This window comes from Metasolibacillus sp. FSL K6-0083 (genome assembly GCF_038630865.1).
Lineage (GTDB): Bacteria > Bacillota > Bacilli > Bacillales_A > Planococcaceae > Metasolibacillus > Metasolibacillus fluoroglycofenilyticus.
Genome location: NZ_CP152046.1, coordinates 2197226 through 2216646, shown reverse-complemented (window position 1 = coordinate 2216646; position 19421 = coordinate 2197226). Strand labels below are relative to the sequence as shown.

The following is a 19421-nucleotide window of genomic DNA, read 5'->3' as shown; positions in this document are numbered from 1 at the left end:
TAAAAAAGTACAAATGTTCGTATTAGATTGTACGGTTTTGTGAGCTAATCATACTTGTTATGAAAAGTATGACCGTAATAATAATGAACATGACATTTGGAACATACCAGTCGCCCGTAGCATCATGAATATAGCCAAGCGCGATAGGTCCAACCGCTGCAAGCAAGTAGCCAATAGATTGAGCAAATCCTGATAGCTCAGCAGCTTCATATGCTGTTTTAGTGCGCAAAGTGAAAAGCATCATACACAGACTGAAGGAGGCCCCTCCCGCGAAGCCAAGGAAAATCATCCAAATGATTACTAGGCTTGTCCATTCCATTAAAAGCCCAGCATAACCAATGAAATAGCAAATAATAAAAAATACTGCAATAGGGCGTTGAGAAGAGAGTCTACTTGCGATAATTGGCACGATAAAGGTCATTGGGATTTGCGCAAACTGTGAAAGCATTGTAAGCCAGCCCGCTTTTTCAGGAGTTATGCCTTGTGATACTAGTATTTCTGGTAGCCATGTTGCTAAAGAATAAAAGAAGAACGATTGAAATCCCATTGTTAAAGCGACAGTCCATGCAAGCCCTGAACGAGAGAGCTTTGCGCGCGGTTGTTTTGCACTAGGGCCAATCATTTCTACTTTATTGCTACGTAATAAAGGAAGCCAAGCAGCCAATGTGATCAGACAAAGGATTATGGAGAAACCTAGAGCCCCCTGCCAGCCCCACGATGATGAGGCGATGGGGTGACTTATGCCGACTGCTAGCCCAGCTGAGAGGTTCATGGATACGGTATAAATCCCCATTAAAAGTCCGATATGTAGCGGAAATTTCAGCTTGAAATAACTGGGAATAAGTACGTTGGCAAAGGAAATAGCTATCCCAATTAATATTGTTCCAGCTATAAGTAAAAACGCAACACCTGTAGAACGTAAAATGATTCCTATTGCTAAAAATATAACAGAATAAAATAAAGTGTTCTCCATCCCCAATTTACGTGCGATTGATGCCGCAAAGGGTGAAATAACCGCAAAGGCTAATAAAGGAATCGTCGTTAAAAATCCAGCCAGCGTATTGGAAATTCCTAAATCAGCACGAATAAATGGAATAGCGGGCCCTACGACAGTCAGTGGTGTTCGTAAAATCGTTGCAATAAGAAAAATGGCTACAACGAAGAGCAAAGTTTGCTTTGTTAGTTTTTTATTTGTTTGGCTTGATAAATCTGAATTCATTGCGATCCTCCTACTACATAATTATTTCATTATATAGCAAGTGCATACGGATTTCTAAAAGGTTGTTTACATACGCTAGGAAAAGGTAAGTGAAATATGCTAAAATGCAAGAAATCATTATTATGAAGGATGTGAAGCGAATGGGAGTATCGGCAGGGTTTTATAAAAAGATACAAGCTTGGGTAACGGATGATGATGCGCAATTGGCCTTTCGACCGTTTCAAGTCGATGGGAATCCATATAAATCTAGAATGTTATTAGTCGGTGCAGTTGCGACTCCTAAAATTGAAAGTAATACAACGAGTGAAGCTGTGTATATCGATGCGCTAGTAAATGGTCAATTATTCGATGAAATATACGGCCATGAGATGAAGCAGCAATCGCGAGAGTATTTGGGGATGTTGCATTTCATTGAATGGGTCAGGCAAACGTTTAATACTCAGGTAGTTGCAACATATATAAATACTTTACAGGTGAAGGATGTGCAGGAGCTAAAGCTAGCGCGCAAGGAAACGCCGAATTTATATAAGAGAGGGCAAGTAATCTTTCGAGAAGTAGTGGAGGAATTTCAGCCCGAATTTATTGTCTTACATGGTACAGAGGCAGTGCAACAATTTAGAATGAATTTTGCCGAACAGCTAACGGATTACTATAGTCAAGTGAACAAAGTGCAACAATTAGAGGAGTATGGTGTTTTTGGAGAGTTGCATTGTAAAAATGGTCATATTATTAAGGTTTTAGCATGCCGTAGCATGAGTTACTACGGTAAAGAGGGTAAAGTATTTCAACAATTTAAAGACAAAATAAAGAGCTTATACGAGCCGTATCAATAAGATACATAATCAGAAAAGTGTGAAAAATTTTATTATTTTGGAGCTATTGCATTAAAGCGTTTTGGTGCTTATAATTGGAGCATTCTTAATTCAAAATTATATTTTACTCATATAATAACGAGGATATGGCTCGTAAGTTTCTACCGATTTCCCGTAAAGAAATCGACTATGAGAAGAAGTAGCAAAATGCATGTGAGATTTACATGTTAATTTATTGTTATACGTTCTTTCGGTGTAGAAAACTCGAAGGGCTCTTCTCTATATAGAGATAGCTTTTCGAGTTTTTTAGCTTCTTTTAGTAAATGTTTGGATATTCCCTAACAAAGAGGAACTTTTAGTCTAAGAACACTGCTATTTTCGATAACTACTAAGTGTCCAGATTTTGGGGAGAATGTTACAGGACGTAACGGCTTTAGGTTAAATTCCATCAGTTTGCTCAAAAAACCTAGGCGACAGTAAGCCGAGGCGTAATTGATTTATTATTTTAGAGGAGGAGCTTTCATGAAGCTTTTAAAGGATAAAATTCAGCAAGAAGGAAAAGTATTATCAGATGTTGTATTAAAGGTGGATTCTTTTTTAAATCACCAAATCGACCCTATGCTAATGCAGGAAGTAGGGGAGGAGTTTGCCAATCGCTATAGCGATGAAATCATTACAAAGGTGTTAACAATTGAATCGTCGGGTATCGCACCAGCAACATTTTTAGGACTAGTGCTTGGTGCGCCTGTTGTTTTTGCTCGCAAGCGTAAATCTTTAACATTAACAGATAATTTATATTCTTCAAAGGTTCATTCTTTCACGAAAAACGAAGTAAATGAAATTTCCGTTTCTAAAAGTTTTTTGTCAGCAGATGACCGCGTAATTATTATCGATGATTTTCTAGCGAATGGTGAGGCGTTGAAAGGATTATTAGATATTGTACAACAGTCAGGTGCGCATGTTGTTGGCGCGGGAATTGTTATTGAAAAGGGATTCCAGCAGGGCGGACAACAATTACGAGAGCAAGGTTTACGCATTGAATCATTGGCAAATATTAAATCATTAGCAAACGGCAAAGTTGAATTTTTTGATTAGGACTGTAGGAGGTCACATTTTTTATGAATGGCTTTAAGGCAACAACTTTAGGTATACAGCATTTACTTGCAATGTACGCAGGAGCAATTTTAGTACCTTTGATTATTGGTGGCGAACTTAATTTTACGCCAGCACAAATGACATATTTAGTCGCAATTGATATTATGATGTGTGGTATTGCGACACTATTGCAAGTATGGAAAGGCAAATATATCGGTATTGGTTTGCCTGTTGTACTTGGCTGTACATTTACAGCGGTAAGCCCAATTATCTTAATCGGTTCTTCTAGCGGCTTAGGTGCGGTTTACGGTGCGATTATCGCTTCCGGTATCATTATTGTTTTAATTTCAGGTGTTTTTGGCTTATTAGTGCGCTTTTTCCCACCTGTTGTAACAGGCTCAGTTGTGACAATTATTGGGGTTAGTTTAATTCCAGTAGCAATTAACAATATGGGCGGTGGACAAGGGGCAGATGACTTTGCGTCAGGTTCTAATGTTGGTTTAGCGTTTATTACACTACTAATTATTTTAGTAATTTACCGTTTTTCTAATGGGTTTATCCGTGCGATTGCTATTTTATTAGGCTTAGTCATTGGGACGATTGTTGCAGCATTTATGGGGAAGGTGGACTTTACACCAGTTATTGATGCTTCTTGGATGCATATTGCAGTGCCATTTTATTTAGCGACACCGACCTTCGATGCATCTGCCATTATTATAATGACACTTGTAGCGATGGTATCCCTAGTTGAATCAACAGGTGTTTACTACGCATTAAGTGATATTTGTGAAAAGCCCTTAACATCGAAGGATTTAGCGAGGGGATATCGTGCGGAAGGGTTAGCCTCTATTATCGGTGGTATTTTCAATGCTTTCCCATACACGACGTTTTCACAAAATGTCGGCTTAATTCAAGTATCTGGCGTGCGTGATCGCAAAGTTATTTTTATTACAGGTGGGATGTTAGTTGCGCTAGGTTTTTTACCGAAGCTTGCTGCTTTAACGACAATTATTCCAACGCCTGTGCTAGGTGCTGCGATGCTAGCGATGTTCGGAATGGTCATTACACAAGGAATTAAAATGCTAGCTCCAGAAATTGCGAAATCAACAGAAAATGCCATGATTGTTGCCTGTGCGGTAGGATTAGGTATCGGCGTAGCCGTTGTACCAGAGTTATTCGCATCATTACCTTCTAAGTTTGGCTTAAATATTTTAACATCAAATGGAATCGTCTGTGGTTCTGTGACAGCGATTGTTCTTAACATTGTATTCAATATGATTGGCAAAAAATAAAGTGCCAGGCACACAAACAATTCTGAATTGTTTGTGTGCCTGGCACGTTTTTTACGTTAGCTTGACATAAAAATCTTTACCGTTATTAATGCCTATAATTTCAGTGTTTTTCTTTTTTTTATAGTAGTTATCAATTTGTCTTGCAAGGCTCGAATGACCGTTCAAATAAATACCAGGCTCAATTTTCTTAGCTACATTATGAAACTCAAAATAGATTTTTGTATCTTCTTCCATAAGATTGATAATTTGTGAGAACTCATCAGCAGGAATATGAATGCCACGCGTATAACGACATTCTCTGCGATACGTGTCGTGCGAAATGTGGATTGGCTGTTGTTCGACTATCATTTCTAGTTTAATCATAATGAGCACCTCCTTAGTATATTACTTTGCCTGTATTATATCAGAATTCTGTAATATTAGAAGATGCGTATATTACCAATTTTCTTGCTGCATTTCTTCAGCAATGACTTGTAAATCATAAGCATTAATTGATAAAAGCTCGTATTCATCGTGTTGCTCCATATATTTTTTTACTAAATTTAATACATATTTAGGTGATGCTTCATTTTCCTCATCATAAATGAGTAGCGCCGCATCTGTATTGCTAATAATAAATTTATCCTTCTCAATAAACTGCCAAGGCGCCTCATATGGTCGCTTCGTTACACTTGTGACAAAATCAGCCTGTAAAATCATTCGTTGATATAGCTCTTGCTTATGCTCATTCCAGTTTTTCTCCTGCTCTAAAAATGGTGTAATAACCGAATATTTTAAGATAGGGTATTGCTCCTTTAATGCGCGAACAACCTCTGTCGCCCATAGTTCAACACCTAGCTGACCACTAACAATCACCCATTCTAAGCCATCATCTAATAATGCCAGTAACTTATTTTCTATTGCTTTTTTTATAATCGCAATGCCTGGATGCTGCTCATTAAAAATACCTAACTCATGTGGCCTATAGCCTGTAATAAAAAGTGTTTTAATCATCTAAATCACTCCCTATGATAATTAATTGATTCGTATGTTAAGATGTTTCTAATTGTACGAGATTTTTTGAGGAGAAAGAAGGGAATGGCATGGGAAAAGCTAAAATATATATCATTTTACTAATTGTAATGCTAGCTTGGGGATTAAATGTTGTTGCCTTAAAGCTATTAGTTTCTTATTTTAGTCCATTGACGATGACTGCTGTGCGTATTTTTATTGCTGGCATTACTGTTGTAGGGATTTTAGCTCTTTTAAAAAAGCTACAAAAGCCTACTCGTACCGAGGTATATTCTATAATGGCTGCAAGTATATTAGGCGTCGTGCTACACCATAGCTTGTTAGCATTTGGATTAGCAAATACGATGGCTACGAAGGGCAGTATTATTTTAGGCTTTAGCCCATTATTAACGGCAATACTTGCTATCATTTTTGGCTTCACACAAATGAGTTGGCAGCGTTTTTTAGGCTTTGTTGTAGGCACGTTTGGAGTGATAATGGCTGTTTTACGTGGGGGAGAAGGAATGACGGGAATAGCAATAGGTGATATCCTCGTTTTTCTATCTATTTTAGCACAAGCATTTAGCTTTCTAATCATAAGTAAGGCATCCAAAACGTTAAATCCGGTCGTACTAACAGGCTATATGATGCTAAGTGGCTCGATAGTTTTGCTATTACTAGCGTTAATGATAGAGCCAGCGCAGTTTATCTACTTTACTACGGTTGCACCGTCAGCAATAGCTTTATTATTAGCATCTGCAATATTCGCAACTGCTCTTGGTCATGTTATTTATAATTATGCCATCGCAAAAATAGGCGCAGCCGAAACTGCGATTTTTGGTAATTTTAACACGTTATTCAGCTTGCTAGGCACAGCCATTTTACTAAAGGAGCCGATAGGTATGAATCAAATATTTGGCTGCTTGCTTATAATTGTTGGTGTGCTGACGGGAACAGGAGCGGTAGAGGCATTTGTGCGAAGCCGAAAAGCATGAGTGCCAGGCACACAAACAAACACAAACAATTCAGAATTGTTTATGTACCTGGCTAGAACTACAAAGAAGCATTCCGATAAAGCTAAGAGTAGCTAATATGAAAAATACGTGGTGGATAGAGAAGTTTTCAGCTAATATACCAAAAATAGGTGTTAAACAAACGACAATACTTTGATTAAAAAACATACGAACACTAGCAGCACGACCGTGGTATTGAGGTTCTGTTGATATTTGTTGAATGGCTTGAAATGTTGTTCGTATCCATGTTGTACAGTACCCAATGCCTGCACAGCCTACCATAGTGAATGCGAGCGTTGTGTTAAACGTTAGCAAAAAAAGACTAGCTATTAGTATGAGCATAATAGTTAGTGAAGAAAATCGCTGGAATCGCTTTATGAATTTTGCGCCAAGTAATCCAGCTAATACACCATTGATTGAAATTGTTATTTCAAGCAATCCATAAACAGTAGCAGAAGATTTTAAAACTTCATACGTATAAGCTGCTAAAAATCCGATAGTTGTATGATAAATCAATTGCCCAATTGCCATGATGACCAGTAGTTGTAGAAAAAAACGACTAGACAAGGAATAGATAAAGCCAGCTATCATTTCTTCAAGCATTGAATGGTGGGTAAGAGCAGTAGATGCTTGCTCTGTTGGTAATTGCCAAAGTAAATAAAATGCGATGATTAAGGTTAACAAAATGATGACTGATAGCGTGTTAATCAATGCTTGAGCAATGAAGAAACTACTAATAGCAGTGCCTAAAATACCACCAATAATCGTGTAAGAAGCCGATTTTTGAAAAGTGATAATAAGCTGCTCTTTATTAAAGATGGTAGCTAGATATGCTTGCATAGTTGGACGTATAAGTGACCCGCATAATTGCAGTACCATATTGGACAAAATTAGCAGAACAGGCGATATATTTTTGAAACTTATTAGAACTGTACATATTGTTAGAAGTATTAATGTTAGTGCCAAAATTAATAAATGCTTTTTGTTATAACGATCTACAAATACCCCGATAAAAGGTATGCATAATAAGCTTGGCAATAATCCTAGCCCTACAAATAGTCCTGTATACACCACATTCTCTGTTTGCTCATAAAGACTCCATGTAGTAAAAATAAAATAAGCAGATAAGGAAAAATCCAATAATCCTTGTAACCAAATTACTTTTGCTAAACGAACCAATCTAAACACATCCCTTCAAATGCTATAATAAAGTGGACGTAGAAAAAGAAAAAGGGACAATTACTGAGATTTATGTCTACTTTTTAAAGTGGGGGAGGATAAATAATGGAGTTAGCATTGCAATTATTATGGTCACTGCGTAATGAACAACTATCCATTCATAAGATAAGTGAGATGATGCAGTTAAGTACAAAGCAAGTGACTCGCAAAATCAAGAAATGGGAGACAGAGGGCTGGATACGTTATTGTGCAGGTAAAGGAAGGGGACATATATCAAGCATTCAGTGGTTGCAGGATATCGAGAAACAATTACTTATTGTATTAAATAGTGAATTCAAACAGAAAAATTTCAAAGCCCTAACAGATATAAATATGTCTTACTTTTCAGAGAAGTTCCAGCAAAATGTCGCAGCATTATTGACGGAAAATATCGTGTCAGATGAACGAAAAGCAGCGTCAATGCTGACAATACCTATTTATAGTAAAAATCTAAACCTTCACCCACATAATTATAGCGATACCGAAAGTGGCTGGGTGTTATCCCATATTTATAGCCGTATCGTAATTCAAAATAATAATACGTTTAAAGGAGATTTAATCCACCATTGGGAGCAATTTGGACAATGCTTTATTTTTTACGTTCGCCCATTTCTTTATTGGCATAATGGAGAAACCGTAAAAATAGAAGAAATCATGCAATCAATTAAAACGACTTTTATGCTAAACAAATATAGTCATTTTTTTAGAAAAGTGATTAGTATAGAAAAACGAACGAATGCTATTTTTGAAATCAAATATATGGGGGGAGAGGAGGAGTTACTAACACTTCTTTCTCAATTGGATTTTAGCTTGTATCATCCATTAAACTACCGCATTGGAACAGGGGCGTATAAAATAGCTCAAGATTCTAATGGAGCAGTGCAATTAACAGCATGCTCTCAATATCACCTCACACAAGCACTTATTAATAAGATTCAATTTGTAACGATACCTTCAACGCTGCAAAGAAGGCTGGAATGGTCAATGCAACAAAACGAAGCGCAGTATCAGAGCTGTGTGGAGCTAGGGGGAATCGTATCAACTTACTTTAATCCTTTTTCAAACAACTTGCAGAAGCGCGAGGTACGTCTATATATGCTATGGATTTTAAAGCGATTTGCGCAACAAATAGGGCAGGTGGATTCTCTAAAGTCATCCTGTGTTCAAGAAATATTAACTAGCCTACAACGGGTAAGTATGCCGGCATTGCGTATTGGCTATATCGTCAATCAAACGAAATTTATTGTAGCTTTGCATAATTTTTGTGAAGAGCAAGGTATACAAGCAGAGGTAATAAAGCTTACGATTGATGATTTGCCTTTAAATAAATTATTTACACAAGTAGATTTAATAATAATAGGAGAGTACCTCGCCCCACCATTTATTTTAGAAAATGATAAAGAGCACCCATTGTCTATTATTTTAGAAAATGTTAATGATAACACATGGTTTGCTGTCCTGTATAAATCCTTCCGGGAAATCTATTATCCCTCTAATTTCAGAAGAAGTGTAGAAAATATTTATGGTTATCCTAATTTAACGACATGTTGGTTTGGATGTTAATGATTAAGTGCCAGGCACGGAAACAATTCTGAATTGTTTCTGTGCCTGGCACTTATATAAACTGAAACATCCGAAAAGCAGTGCGTTAGCACGCTTTTCGGACGTCTTCTTAAAACACAGCTTTAATTTGTTCGATTGCCCAATCTAAATCTTCTTTTGTAATTACTAATGGTGGTGCAAAGCGGATTACTGTATCGTGTGTTTCTTTACATAATAAGCCGCGCTCCATTAATTTCTCACAGTATGGTCGAGCAGATTCGTGTAATTCTAAGCCGATAAATAAACCTCGTCCGCGTACTTCTTTAATCGCAGGGTGGTTGATTTGGCGAAGGGCTTCCTGGAAGTAGTCGCCTAAGCCTAGTGAGCGTGCTGCTAAGTCTTCCTCTTCAATTACTTCAAGTGCCGCAATAGATACCGCACATGCAAGTGGATTTCCACCGAATGTAGAGCCATGTGAACCTGGGTTAAATACGCCTAAAACATCACGGTTAGCTACAACACATGAAATCGGGAAAACTCCACCACCTAGTGCTTTACCAAGGATTAAAATATCTGGTGTAATACCTTCCCATTCATAAGCAAACATTTTTCCAGAGCGTGCAAGACCACTTTGAATTTCGTCTGCGATAAATAATACATTGTTTTCTTCACATAATTGCTTCGCCGCTTTTAAGAAGCCTGCTGGTGGAATAAGGATACCTGCTTCCCCTTGAATTGGCTCAACAATAAATGCCGCTGTATTTGGCGTAATAGCATTTTTTAATGCATCAATATCGCCATATGGTACTAAGCTGAAGCCCGGTAATAATGGACCGAAGCCACGCTGATACTCTGCCTCAGAGGATAAAGAAACCGCTGCCATCGTACGACCGTGGAAGTTGCCGATACAGCCAATAATATGTGCTTGGTTTTCTGCTACCCCTTTTTTCTCGTATGCCCAACGACGAGCCGTTTTAATCGCTGTTTCAACTGCCTCAGCACCTGTGTTCATTGGTAGAACCATTTCTTTATTCGTTAATTTACTTACTTTTTCATACCAAGGACCTAGTTGATCAGAGTGGAATGCACGAGATGTTAATGTCACGCGGTCAGCTTGTTTTTTTAATGCCTCAATGATTTTAGGATGGCGGTGACCTTGGTTAACTGCAGAATAAGCAGATAACATATCCATATATTTATTGCCTTCAGGGTCCTTTACCCATACACCTTCTGCTTCAGAAATCACAATCGGCAGTGGATGGTAGTTATTTGCACCGAAATTTTCAGTTTGTGTAATAAGTTGAGCTGTTTTCGTCATAATAAAAATCCCCCTTATTAAATGTAATAGAATAGAGCGCAAAGAAAATTTGCGTCTTATTGCACCTTATACTTATTATAATGCAGAAATATCTTGCATTTTTCAAGTTTTATTTTTAAATATTTTTTCATCACAAAAAGCTTGAGCTGCGAATGGGGAAGTAGCTCAAGTTTTTTCGCAATTTAATAACTAGTATAGCTCTATAATTTATAAAATTATACTTTTGTGCATTATTGCTATTCTTTAGAATGCAGGAGTGCAGAAAAATACGGAAGCATCTTTAGAAAAGAGAATAGAGATAAAGCCGCCGTTCAGCTCCAAGAGGTATAGAAGGGTGCAGGCGTAAAAGTGAACGCTCCAGCATTTTGAATGAAGACTTGAAATGACCGAAGGGTACCCGTTTAGCCTAGACATTATTCTAAGTTATTTATTCATTAAAAAAAGTGTCCGAAAGCACTGTGAACGCGCGCTTTCAGACACCTCCCTTATAGCCAAGCTTCAAAGAAATTCGCTTAGCTGTGTCGATGACACTGTTTGCTAATGTTTGAATATGTTCATCGGAGACATTGAAGCTTACAAAGTCAATGGTTACAACACCTTCAATTTCATTAAATCCATTATAAACAACAGCGGAAACAGCTGATGTTCCTTTTGTAAATTCTCCATGACTGACAGCAAAGCCCTTTGCCTTTATTTGCATAAGCTGTTTTTTAAGTTGTTCTATCTCTTTCGGTGTGACAAGCTGGCTTAAAATCTCTGTTACTTCTTCATCTGACATTGCAGCGAGTAAAGCTTTATTACCTGAACCAATATGCATTGGAATCCGAATACCTAATGGATCATAGATGCGAATAGGGTTAGTAATATTGTCAATTCGTTCGATGATTATTGTATCTGTGCCTGACATTTTGCTTAAGTATACACTTTCTCCAACTTCCTTTGATAGGCGCTGTAGCTCAGGTCGGATGACATTAATAAAATCCTGGGAATCATATATTTGCAAACCGATTTCCATCCAAATTGTCCCGATATGATAGTGTTTTGTTTGTTTATTTTGTTCCACCATACCTTGCTGAATCATTGCTTGTAAAATTCTGTGCAAGGTACTAATTGGCAAATCACATTTTTGAGCTAAATCAGAAATGGATAAACCGTTATGTGTATCAGAGGACATAAGTGCTTTGGCTATTTTTACACATCTTTCTAATAATTGCATAATATTAACAACACCTTTTCATTTTACTAGATTGCTATTAATTTTACATTAACGAATAGGAAGGCGCCACAAGCTTTGCGGTGAGCTTTCAGTAAAAAAATATTCGTTTAGCGTATCTAAAAGAATCAGAATATATTGACATTATAATCGTTAACGATTATATTTCATAGTATATTATTTCCGTTTAGCAGAAATGATTTCCGTCAAGCGGAAAAAGGGGTGAAATGATTTAGTTATGTATACATCATTAGAATATGTAATTATAGTTACTGTCTGTAGATGTGGGTAAAAAAGAAATGATGAATGGTAGCAGTGGAAAGGGAGAAAAATGATGAGTCAGTATTTTTGGAATACACCAGAGAAATTACGCGCATTATTATGTGAAGTTGTTGGATGGGATAGTCGAACGTTAACAGAGGGCGAGAACAAATTTGCATATAAGCTGCGTGATAAGTTACAGATGTTGCCCTATTTTCAAGAGCATTCTGAATATATTGAGTTACATGATGCCGGTCTCGGTCGCAATGCAGTTACTGCACTCTATAAGCATCCGACAGCGACAGAAACAATCGTACTAATTAGCCATTTCGATACAGTGCATACAGAGGAATACGGTGAATTAGAACCACTTGCTTTTTTCCCTGAGGAGCTGACAGAAAAGCTAAAGGAACCAAAATACTTTAATGATTTGCCAGAAGTGGTTAAAGCGGATTTACAATCAGGTAATTATTTATTCGGTCGCGGCACGATGGATATGAAAATGGGCTTAGCTTTGCATATGCAATTAATTGAAAAAGCAAGCAATGAAAATTGGCCGATCAATCTACTTTTAACGGCTGTACCGGATGAGGAAGTAAACTCTGCTGGGATGCGAGCAGCCGTAGTGGAATTAGTGAGATTACGTAAACAATATGGTTTAACATATAAATTATTTTTGAATAGTGAGCCATCCTTCTCACAAAATCCTACAGATATTAAAGAGTATATGTATTCAGGAACGATTGGGAAAATTATGCCAGCCGCTTTATTCTATGGTAAGGAAACACATGCAGGTGAACCTTTGAAAGGTATGACAGCAAGCTTTATAGCCTCCTATATGACACAGCATATGGAATGGAATCCTATTTTCCGTGAGAGTGATTTAGGGGAACAAACACCTTTACCTGTTTCGCTTCAATTGAAGGATTTAAAGATGGAATATTCAACACAAACACCGTACCGTGCAGCCGCACTTTACAATGTGTTTTTATTAAAGCGTACAGCGACGGAAATTATGGACTTATTTGAGCAAGTAGCTAATGAGGCAATGGCAGCTTGTAACGCACATTATGAAAACATTTGTAAACGTGAGCAAGTGAACGGGGTAGGCGCTGTGAAAGTACTTCGTTATGAAACATTGTTACAATACGCAATTCAAAAATTAGGTGAAGTTGAAATAGCTTCTATTAAAGCACAAGTTGTTAAAAATGACCAGTTAGATGACCGAGAGAAATCAATTCGCATTGTCGACCAATTAATGATTCGTTGTCAAGAGCTAGCACCGGCAACTGTTATTTTATATGCACCGCCTTATTATCCAGCAATTAATTCATCGGACCATCCACTTGTAAAGGATGCAATTCAGTTAGTGAAGAAAACGGCGAAAACTTTCGACATTGAAATTGAACAAATCCATTATTTTAATGGCATATGTGATTTAAGTTACGTTAATTATTCTGATATATCTGGGGACTGGACAGCGTTTGAAAAGAATACACCGGTCTGGGGAGAAACATACAGTATTCCGTTTGAAGAGATGGCGACTTTACAAAGCCCTGTATTAAATGTAGGACCATTTGGTAAGGATGCTCATCAAAAAACGGAAAGATTACATGTTGACAGCGCATTTAAAGAAATGCCTGTAATTATTGAAACATTAGTAAAAAGCCTCATTTAGTTTGTGAAAGTTAGGAATATAAGTAAGCGGTTTCATTTGATTTTGTAATATGGGTATGTAAGTCGGAGGGGAAGCTATGAATGCAGTAATAGATAATCTACCTAAGCTTTTAGAAGGATTAAAGTACACAATTTATTATTCGGTAGTTTCAATTATTTTAGCGGTCATTATCGGATTAGTTGTTGCCGTAATGAAACTATCAAAATCTAAAGTGTTAAAAACAAGTGCCTCAGTTTATGTAGAAATTTTTCGTTCTACACCATTATTAGTACAATTATTTTTTATTGTTTTTGGTTTAGCAGGTATTTTGCCAATGAGCGAGTGGTTTGGACAAAGGTCGTATCCAGTTGTAGCTGCAACGTTAACACTTGCTTTGCATCAAGGAGCTTATATTTCCGAAATTATTCGCGCAGGGATTTTAAGTGTTAATAAGGGGCAAAGGGAAGCATCGGAAAGTATAGGGATGAGCGAATTTCAAATTATGCGTTTTATCATCTTACCACAAGCTTTCAAACGAATGATTCCACCTTTAGTGAATCAATCTGCTCAAGCGATTAAAGATACTTCGTTATTAGCACCAATCGGAATTATCGATTTAGTGTATAGAGGGCAAATTATTATTTCGACAACATTTGAGCCTTTTGCCATTTGGGTAGCGATAGGAATCATTTATTTTGTAGTGATATTTAGTGTATCCCAGTTTGCGGGTTACCTTGAGAGGAGAATGAAACTTGATACGCGTTGAGAATTTATATAAATCATATGGTGACTTGGAGATTTTAAAAGGTATTGATGCACATATCCATCCTCAAGAAGTAGTCGTAGTAATTGGCCCTTCTGGAAGTGGAAAAAGCACATTTTTAAGATGTCTCAATGGCTTAGAAAAATCGAATAAAGGAAAGATAGAAATTGTTGGAATGGAGTTAACGAACCCGAAAACAAATATTCAGCAGTTAAGACAGCATGTAGGCATGTGTTTTCAACAATTTAATCTATTTGAGCATTTAACGATATTGGAAAATATAACAATAGGTCCGATTCAAGTATTGAAGAAAACGAAAGCAGAAGCAGAGAGCCATGCGCGAGAATTACTAAAAAAAGTAGGCTTACCTGATAAGGAGAAACATTATCCACACCAATTATCAGGTGGGCAACAACAACGTGTTGCAATTGCCAGATCTTTAGCGATGCAGCCAAAAGTAATGCTATTTGACGAGCCTACATCCGCGCTAGACCCAGAAATGGTTGGTGAAGTATTAAAAGTAATGGGTGACTTAGCGCGTGAAGGAATGACAATGGTTATTGTCACACATGAAATGGGCTTTGCACGTGAAGTAGGGGACCGCGTATTGTTTATGGACGGTGGTTATTTAGTTGAAGAAGGCACACCAAGTGAGATTTTTAATAATCCGAGAGAAAAACGTACACAAGACTTTTTATCAAAAGTTTTGTGACAGATGTAAAGTTTTTTAGTTGAAGAAATCGTTAAATCCAATAACTATATGATTTCTATTATAAAAGGAGGTGTGTACTTAAATAATTTAAAGTAGCAAAGAGTAGCTATCAAAACATAATCATGTATTTACCGTTTTAAAAATTGAAACATTGTTAAGCATTTGTGCAAGTCAAAATTTTATTAATAATAGGGGGATATTTATGAGAAAGATAGCATTATTATTATTATCAGTTTTAATTGTTGGTGTATTAGCAGCATGTGGTGGGGAGAAATCAGAGGGCGGGACAGGTAGCTCTGATAAACTTGTGGTACAAGTAGGGACAAGTCCTACTTATCCACCTTTTGAAAGTGATGTGAATGGCGAGCTAGTTGGTTTTGATATTGGCTTAATCAAAAAAATCGCTGAGGAAGAAGGGTTCGAAGTAGAGTTTTCTACAATGCAATTTGATGGGCTTGTACCAGCATTAATTGCAGGTCAAATCGATGTAGTAGTTGGTGCAATTACAATTACAGATAAACGTTTAGAGAGCGTTGCTTTTTCTAATGCATACTATAAATCGGGATTATCTATTTTAGCAAAACCAAGTTCAGGCATTACAGGCTTTGATGATTTAAAAGGAAAATTAGTAGGTATCCAAAAGGGTACGTCATCTTATAATTATTTAATTGCAAATGGTATTGAAGACAACAATATTAAGCAATATTCAGATATTAGCACGACGTATAGCGCATTAGATACAGGTGGAATTGATGCAGTTTTATATGACAACCCTTCTAATATTAACTATATTACGACACAAACAACAGATGCGGAAATCGTAGGTGATATTTTAGCAGGTGAATACTACGGTATTGCAATTAATAAGAAGAAAACAGAGCTAATCGAAAAAATCAATGCAGGATTAGCTAAATTACAAGAAAATGGCGAATACGAAAAGCTGTTTGATGAGTACTTAAATGGTGAAAAGAACGGCCTTATTGAAGGCATAGCAAAGCCTGAGGATGTAGTAATTAAAGTTCAATAAAAATATAAGTGCCAGGCACGCAAACAATTCAGAATTGTTTGCGTGCCTGGCACCTTAATGCTGAGGTTTTTTCCAGAAAATCGTAATGATAACCCCGATGCCTAGAACTAATACCGCAAAATAATATGGATAGTTTAAATCAATATCAAACAAACGGCCGCCAATAATTGGGCCAAAAATATTTGCAAGGCTCGTAAACATAGAATTCATCCCACCTACAAAGCCTTGTTCATTACCCGCAATTTTTGATAAATAGGCAGTGACAGCAGGTCGAATTAAATCAAATCCAACAAATACTAAAAACGTTGTGATTAAAATGGCCATATAAGAGCTGACTGTCGTCATGACGAATACAAGAATTGTCGAGAAAACTAGCGAATAGCGAATAACTGCAATCTCACCTAAACGCTTTGTCAACCGATCGAATAATGCGACTTGTGCAACCGCACCAACGATTGCACCACCTGTAATAACGATAGCAATATCCTTTGGTGTGAAGCTAAACTTATGGTCAACAAAAAGGCTAAATAATGACTCGAAGGCAGCTAAGCCGAATGAAGAAATAAAAATAATTAGAAAGGCGATTAAATACATTGGTACGAAAATGCGGCGTAAACCTGATTTTTGTTCCTCTACTTCCTCTGCCTGCACTTCCTCAGCTCGCGTAGGTTCCTTCAATAATAACATCGAGCAAATCGCTGCAACTACGCCTAAAATACCTGCAGCATAGAAAGGCATCCTTGTACTGATTTCAGCTAAAAATCCACCGATACCCGGTCCAATAATAAATCCCGTGCTAATAGCTGCTGACATATAACCTAAAGCTTTCGCACGTGTAGCCATTGTGGTAATATCCGCAATAAATGCTGTTACAGCCGGCATAATAAAGGCTGCACTAACGCCGCCGAGCATACGAGATATAAAAAGAACTGAGACAGTTGTTCCAATACCGAATAAAAACTCAGAGAATCCGAAAATAAATAAACCGATAACAATCATAATTTTACGACCGTATCGGTCTACCCATTTACCTGCGATAGGTGAGATAACGAGTTGTGTAATAGCGAAGGCAGCAACCATATAGCCGACAACTTTGCCGTTTATATTTAATTCATTCATAATCGTTGGAAGAACGGGAATGACGAGGCCTATACCTAGGAATGCGATAAAAAGATTTGCTAATAAAATACTTAAGGTGACTTTTGAATTTTTCTCAAACATAAAAACTTCTCCTACTATAAAATTGTGCTATATACAGAGTAAACCCTATAGTGACTATAGGGTCAATGATTTTGTTTTATTTTAATAATTGTTTACATTAAAATAGTTTTAGTTACATAATCTCGAAAGGGTGATGGTGATGAAATTGTTGCTTATAAGGCATGGGCAATCTCAAGCAGATCTATTAGAAGTTCACGAAGGAAGGGCAGATTTTCCATTGACAGAGCTAGGCATAGAACAAGCAACGAAGCTAGCTAATCATATCGCAGCGCATTATAAGATAGAGGCGATTATCACAAGCCCGTTGCAAAGGGCGTATCAAACAGCAGATATTATTAGAGAATATTGTCCTTGCGAGTTAATCACAGTAGAGCATTTAATGGAATATAATAATGGCGTATTAGCAGGAATGTCGCGCAAGGAGGCCTTAATAAAATATCCATTGCCGGAGGGTGGACGACCAATGCATATAGCAATTGAAGGTGGAGAATCGCAATTACAATTCCGATATCGTGTGGAGTACGTATGGGAGTCGATTTTACATAATTATGGGCATTTACAGCAAATTGCAATTGTTGCACATGGTGGTACATTACAGCATTTATTGAATGTATTGTTAGGCAAAACGCTCGAGCAGCAATGCTTTTTCGATACGGGTGATACAGGGCTCCATGTGATTGAATTAAGAGATGGCAAGAAGTATGTTAGTTGTTTGAATTCACAGGCACATTTGACGTCTTTCAGTGGGTGTTCAAACACACGTTGAATCATAGGAACTCAGTCCAAGAACATCGCCACCTGCGATAACGACTGAGTGACCGACATCGTGTCCTCCAGTGGATGTCACAGGTTTTGAGCAGGGTCGGGAAAGAGGGCGTCTTTCCCGATATTCCTAAACAACGGTAGATTTCCTTCTATTATACCAACGACCAAATAACAAGATAAGCAAGGCTAATGTGACAACAGCTCCAGCAAAGAGCAAAGGCGCTTTATAACTAGCATAGTGCGCCTCAAATTTGCTTGCTAAAATAGGTCCAATAATTTGTCCAAATGCATAAAACGTCGTAAGCACTGAAACAACTATGCCACTTTGTGAGGGGAATAGCTGACGTGCATAGCCTGTTGACATGGAAACGAGTCCCACGAAAGTCATCCCAAATAAAAAGGCAGATAGTAGCACACTCCATACTGTTTGCGAAAGAACAGGTAGGATGATGCCGAAAATTTGCAAAATGTAAGCAATTGCCATTGCCTTTACTGGCGAGAGCCTTGACATCAATGAAACCCAAAGCGGTGCAGATGGGACGGCAGCTAATCCTGCAACAACCCAGCTATAGCCTGCATATGCACGCAAGCTATCAATATTGTAAATAATATCGACTAGAAATGTCCCTGTAATAATATAGCCTAAGCCTTCTAAACCGTAAGCAATAATGAGCCAGGGCATAAAACCTCGCCATATATTTGTATCATTTGTTTTAGCCGTCTTTTCATTATTATGTACAGTTAAATTACGCCATAAGACAGTCGTTGTTGTCACAAGTAACGCTGATATAATGCCGAGTCCCATCCATGTACCTTGCCATGCAACAATACTTTCTAAATAGGGCACAACAAGCCCAGAAATAGCAATGCCAAGCCCAATTCCACTAAAGATGAAGCCTGACCAGCGAGTTAAAACATGTGCAGCCAAATAATCCATGACAATACTGGAGGTTAGGACGAAAATAAAGCCGCCTGTTAAACCCGCAATAAAGCGTAAAATTAGCCAGGGGATTAAAGATTGTGTCAGTCCCATAGCAATAATGGAAAGCACATTTAAAACGACATTTGTCATTAAAAAGGCTCTTTTACGTTTATAAATAAAGCCTGCCCCAAGTGAGCCAAGGAAATAGCCTATATAATTGCTCGATGCAAGCCAACCACCAATCTTTAGCGAGAAGCCTTCATCCTCACGCATAAATGGCAAAATAGGTGTAAAAGCAAAGCGACTAATTCCCATTGCAACAACTAAAAGTAAAATCCCACCAAATACAATTCCAATATGCTGCCTCGTCATATAAATCCC

General features: G+C 37.5%; 18 protein-coding genes and 1 riboswitch. Of the genes, 10 read left to right on the top strand and 8 right to left on the bottom strand.

What is annotated here, in order from left to right; genetic code table 11:
* Nucleotides 1–22: 22 nt before the first annotated feature.
* Entirely contained in the window at nt 23–1219 is a 1197-nt protein-coding gene (locus MHB51_RS10315) for an MFS transporter (protein ID WP_066170415.1), read from the bottom strand.
* Between the two features lie 89 nt (nt 1220–1308).
* Here MHB51_RS10315 and MHB51_RS10310 point away from each other — a divergent pair, with 89 nt between their 5' ends.
* The 3 genes from MHB51_RS10310 (at nt 1309) to MHB51_RS10300 (ending at nt 4418) form a co-directional block, all read left to right on the top strand.
* On the top strand, nt 1309–2052 hold the full coding sequence (locus tag MHB51_RS10310; protein WP_342558098.1) for a hypothetical protein: 744 nt from the start codon (nt 1309–1311) through the stop codon (nt 2050–2052).
* Between the two features lie 87 nt (nt 2053–2139).
* A riboswitch (purine riboswitch) is annotated at nt 2140–2241 on the top strand.
* A 312-nt stretch (nt 2242–2553) separates the two neighbouring features.
* Complete coding sequence (locus tag MHB51_RS10305; RefSeq protein ID WP_066170411.1) at nt 2554–3126, top strand: xanthine phosphoribosyltransferase; 573 nt, start codon at nt 2554–2556, stop codon at nt 3124–3126.
* Nucleotides 3127–3149: 23 nt separating this feature from the next.
* Complete coding sequence (locus MHB51_RS10300; protein ID WP_342558097.1) at nt 3150–4418, top strand: nucleobase:cation symporter-2 family protein; 1269 nt, start codon at nt 3150–3152, stop codon at nt 4416–4418.
* A 51-nt stretch (nt 4419–4469) separates the two neighbouring features.
* On the opposite strand, the gene MHB51_RS10295 is transcribed toward MHB51_RS10300, so the two are convergent.
* Nucleotides 4470–4781 (bottom strand): hypothetical protein, encoded by a 312-nt coding sequence (locus tag MHB51_RS10295; RefSeq protein ID WP_342471406.1) that lies wholly within the window; start codon nt 4779–4781, stop codon nt 4470–4472.
* A gap of 72 nt (nt 4782–4853) precedes the next feature.
* A complete protein-coding gene (locus tag MHB51_RS10290) occupies nt 4854–5411 on the bottom strand; it encodes a DUF1273 domain-containing protein (RefSeq protein ID WP_066170399.1) in 558 nt (185 codons plus the stop codon).
* An 89-nt stretch (nt 5412–5500) separates the two neighbouring features.
* On the opposite strand from MHB51_RS10290, the gene MHB51_RS10285 reads away from it, so the two are divergent.
* On the top strand, nt 5501–6403 hold the full coding sequence (locus tag MHB51_RS10285) for a DMT family transporter (RefSeq protein WP_342558096.1): 903 nt from the start codon (nt 5501–5503) through the stop codon (nt 6401–6403).
* 30 nt (nt 6404–6433) lie between these two features.
* On the opposite strand, the gene MHB51_RS10280 is transcribed toward MHB51_RS10285, so the two are convergent.
* A complete protein-coding gene (locus MHB51_RS10280) occupies nt 6434–7600 on the bottom strand; it encodes an MFS transporter (RefSeq protein ID WP_342558095.1) in 1167 nt (388 codons plus the stop codon).
* Nucleotides 7601–7705: 105 nt separating this feature from the next.
* Between MHB51_RS10280 and MHB51_RS10275 the strand changes: the two genes are divergently transcribed.
* Nucleotides 7706–9202 carry a hypothetical protein gene (locus MHB51_RS10275; RefSeq protein ID WP_342558094.1) on the top strand — a complete coding sequence of 499 codons (1497 nt, stop codon included), beginning with the start codon at nt 7706–7708 and terminating at the stop codon, nt 9200–9202.
* 109 nt (nt 9203–9311) lie between these two features.
* On the opposite strand, the gene MHB51_RS10270 is transcribed toward MHB51_RS10275, so the two are convergent.
* Nucleotides 9312–10499, bottom strand: a complete 1188-nt coding sequence (locus MHB51_RS10270; RefSeq protein WP_066170384.1) for an ornithine--oxo-acid transaminase — start codon at nt 10497–10499, stop codon at nt 9312–9314.
* Between the two features lie 472 nt (nt 10500–10971).
* Nucleotides 10972–11715 (bottom strand): IclR family transcriptional regulator, encoded by a 744-nt coding sequence (locus MHB51_RS10265; protein ID WP_107941895.1) that lies wholly within the window; start codon nt 11713–11715, stop codon nt 10972–10974.
* Between the two features lie 331 nt (nt 11716–12046).
* On the opposite strand from MHB51_RS10265, the gene MHB51_RS10260 reads away from it, so the two are divergent.
* The 4 genes from MHB51_RS10260 to MHB51_RS10245 all read left to right on the top strand — a co-directional run bounded on the left by MHB51_RS10260 (nt 12047) and on the right by MHB51_RS10245 (nt 16132).
* Entirely contained in the window at nt 12047–13651 is a 1605-nt protein-coding gene (locus tag MHB51_RS10260) for a M20/M25/M40 family metallo-hydrolase (protein ID WP_342559481.1), read from the top strand.
* Between the two features lie 76 nt (nt 13652–13727).
* Complete coding sequence (locus tag MHB51_RS10255; RefSeq protein WP_107941899.1) at nt 13728–14396, top strand: amino acid ABC transporter permease; 669 nt, start codon at nt 13728–13730, stop codon at nt 14394–14396.
* On the top strand, nt 14383–15105 hold the full coding sequence (locus MHB51_RS10250) for an amino acid ABC transporter ATP-binding protein (protein ID WP_342558093.1): 723 nt from the start codon (nt 14383–14385) through the stop codon (nt 15103–15105). Before MHB51_RS10255 ends, MHB51_RS10250 begins: the two co-directional genes overlap by 14 nt.
* Before the next feature lie 202 nt (nt 15106–15307).
* On the top strand, nt 15308–16132 hold the full coding sequence (locus MHB51_RS10245; RefSeq protein ID WP_342558092.1) for a basic amino acid ABC transporter substrate-binding protein: 825 nt from the start codon (nt 15308–15310) through the stop codon (nt 16130–16132).
* A 54-nt stretch (nt 16133–16186) separates the two neighbouring features.
* Here MHB51_RS10245 and norA read toward each other — a convergent pair whose 3' ends face one another.
* Nucleotides 16187–17353: a multidrug efflux MFS transporter NorA gene (norA, locus tag MHB51_RS10240; RefSeq protein ID WP_342558091.1), complete on the bottom strand. Its 1167-nt coding sequence runs from the start codon at nt 17351–17353 to the stop codon at nt 16187–16189.
* A 139-nt stretch (nt 17354–17492) separates the two neighbouring features.
* On the opposite strand from norA, the gene MHB51_RS10235 reads away from it, so the two are divergent.
* Nucleotides 17493–18119 (top strand): histidine phosphatase family protein, encoded by a 627-nt coding sequence (locus MHB51_RS10235; RefSeq protein WP_235615988.1) that lies wholly within the window; start codon nt 17493–17495, stop codon nt 18117–18119.
* Nucleotides 18120–18245: 126 nt separating this feature from the next.
* Here MHB51_RS10235 and MHB51_RS10230 read toward each other — a convergent pair whose 3' ends face one another.
* Nucleotides 18246–19412, bottom strand: a complete 1167-nt coding sequence (locus tag MHB51_RS10230) for a YbfB/YjiJ family MFS transporter (RefSeq protein WP_342558090.1) — start codon at nt 19410–19412, stop codon at nt 18246–18248.
* Nucleotides 19413–19421 lie beyond the last annotated feature (9 nt).

Coding starts and splice junctions, on each gene's coding strand:
- MHB51_RS10315 (WP_066170415.1), bottom strand. CDS start 1,219: ATGAATTCAGATTTATCAAGCCAAACAAATAAAAAACTAACAAAGCAA.
- MHB51_RS10305 (WP_066170411.1), top strand. CDS start 2,554: ATGAAGCTTTTAAAGGATAAAATTCAGCAAGAAGGAAAAGTATTATCA.
- MHB51_RS10300 (WP_342558097.1), top strand. CDS start 3,150: ATGAATGGCTTTAAGGCAACAACTTTAGGTATACAGCATTTACTTGCA.
- MHB51_RS10295 (WP_342471406.1), bottom strand. CDS start 4,781: ATGATTAAACTAGAAATGATAGTCGAACAACAGCCAATCCACATTTCG.
- MHB51_RS10290 (WP_066170399.1), bottom strand. CDS start 5,411: ATGATTAAAACACTTTTTATTACAGGCTATAGGCCACATGAGTTAGGT.
- MHB51_RS10285 (WP_342558096.1), top strand. CDS start 5,501: ATGGGAAAAGCTAAAATATATATCATTTTACTAATTGTAATGCTAGCT.
- MHB51_RS10275 (WP_342558094.1), top strand. CDS start 7,706: ATGGAGTTAGCATTGCAATTATTATGGTCACTGCGTAATGAACAACTA.
- MHB51_RS10270 (WP_066170384.1), bottom strand. CDS start 10,499: ATGACGAAAACAGCTCAACTTATTACACAAACTGAAAATTTCGGTGCA.
- MHB51_RS10265 (WP_107941895.1), bottom strand. CDS start 11,715: ATGCAATTATTAGAAAGATGTGTAAAAATAGCCAAAGCACTTATGTCC.
- MHB51_RS10260 (WP_342559481.1), top strand. CDS start 12,047: ATGAGTCAGTATTTTTGGAATACACCAGAGAAATTACGCGCATTATTA.
- MHB51_RS10255 (WP_107941899.1), top strand. CDS start 13,728: ATGAATGCAGTAATAGATAATCTACCTAAGCTTTTAGAAGGATTAAAG.
- MHB51_RS10245 (WP_342558092.1), top strand. CDS start 15,308: ATGAGAAAGATAGCATTATTATTATTATCAGTTTTAATTGTTGGTGTA.
- norA (WP_342558091.1), bottom strand. CDS start 17,353: ATGTTTGAGAAAAATTCAAAAGTCACCTTAAGTATTTTATTAGCAAAT.
- MHB51_RS10235 (WP_235615988.1), top strand. CDS start 17,493: ATGAAATTGTTGCTTATAAGGCATGGGCAATCTCAAGCAGATCTATTA.
- MHB51_RS10230 (WP_342558090.1), bottom strand. CDS start 19,412: ATGACGAGGCAGCATATTGGAATTGTATTTGGTGGGATTTTACTTTTA.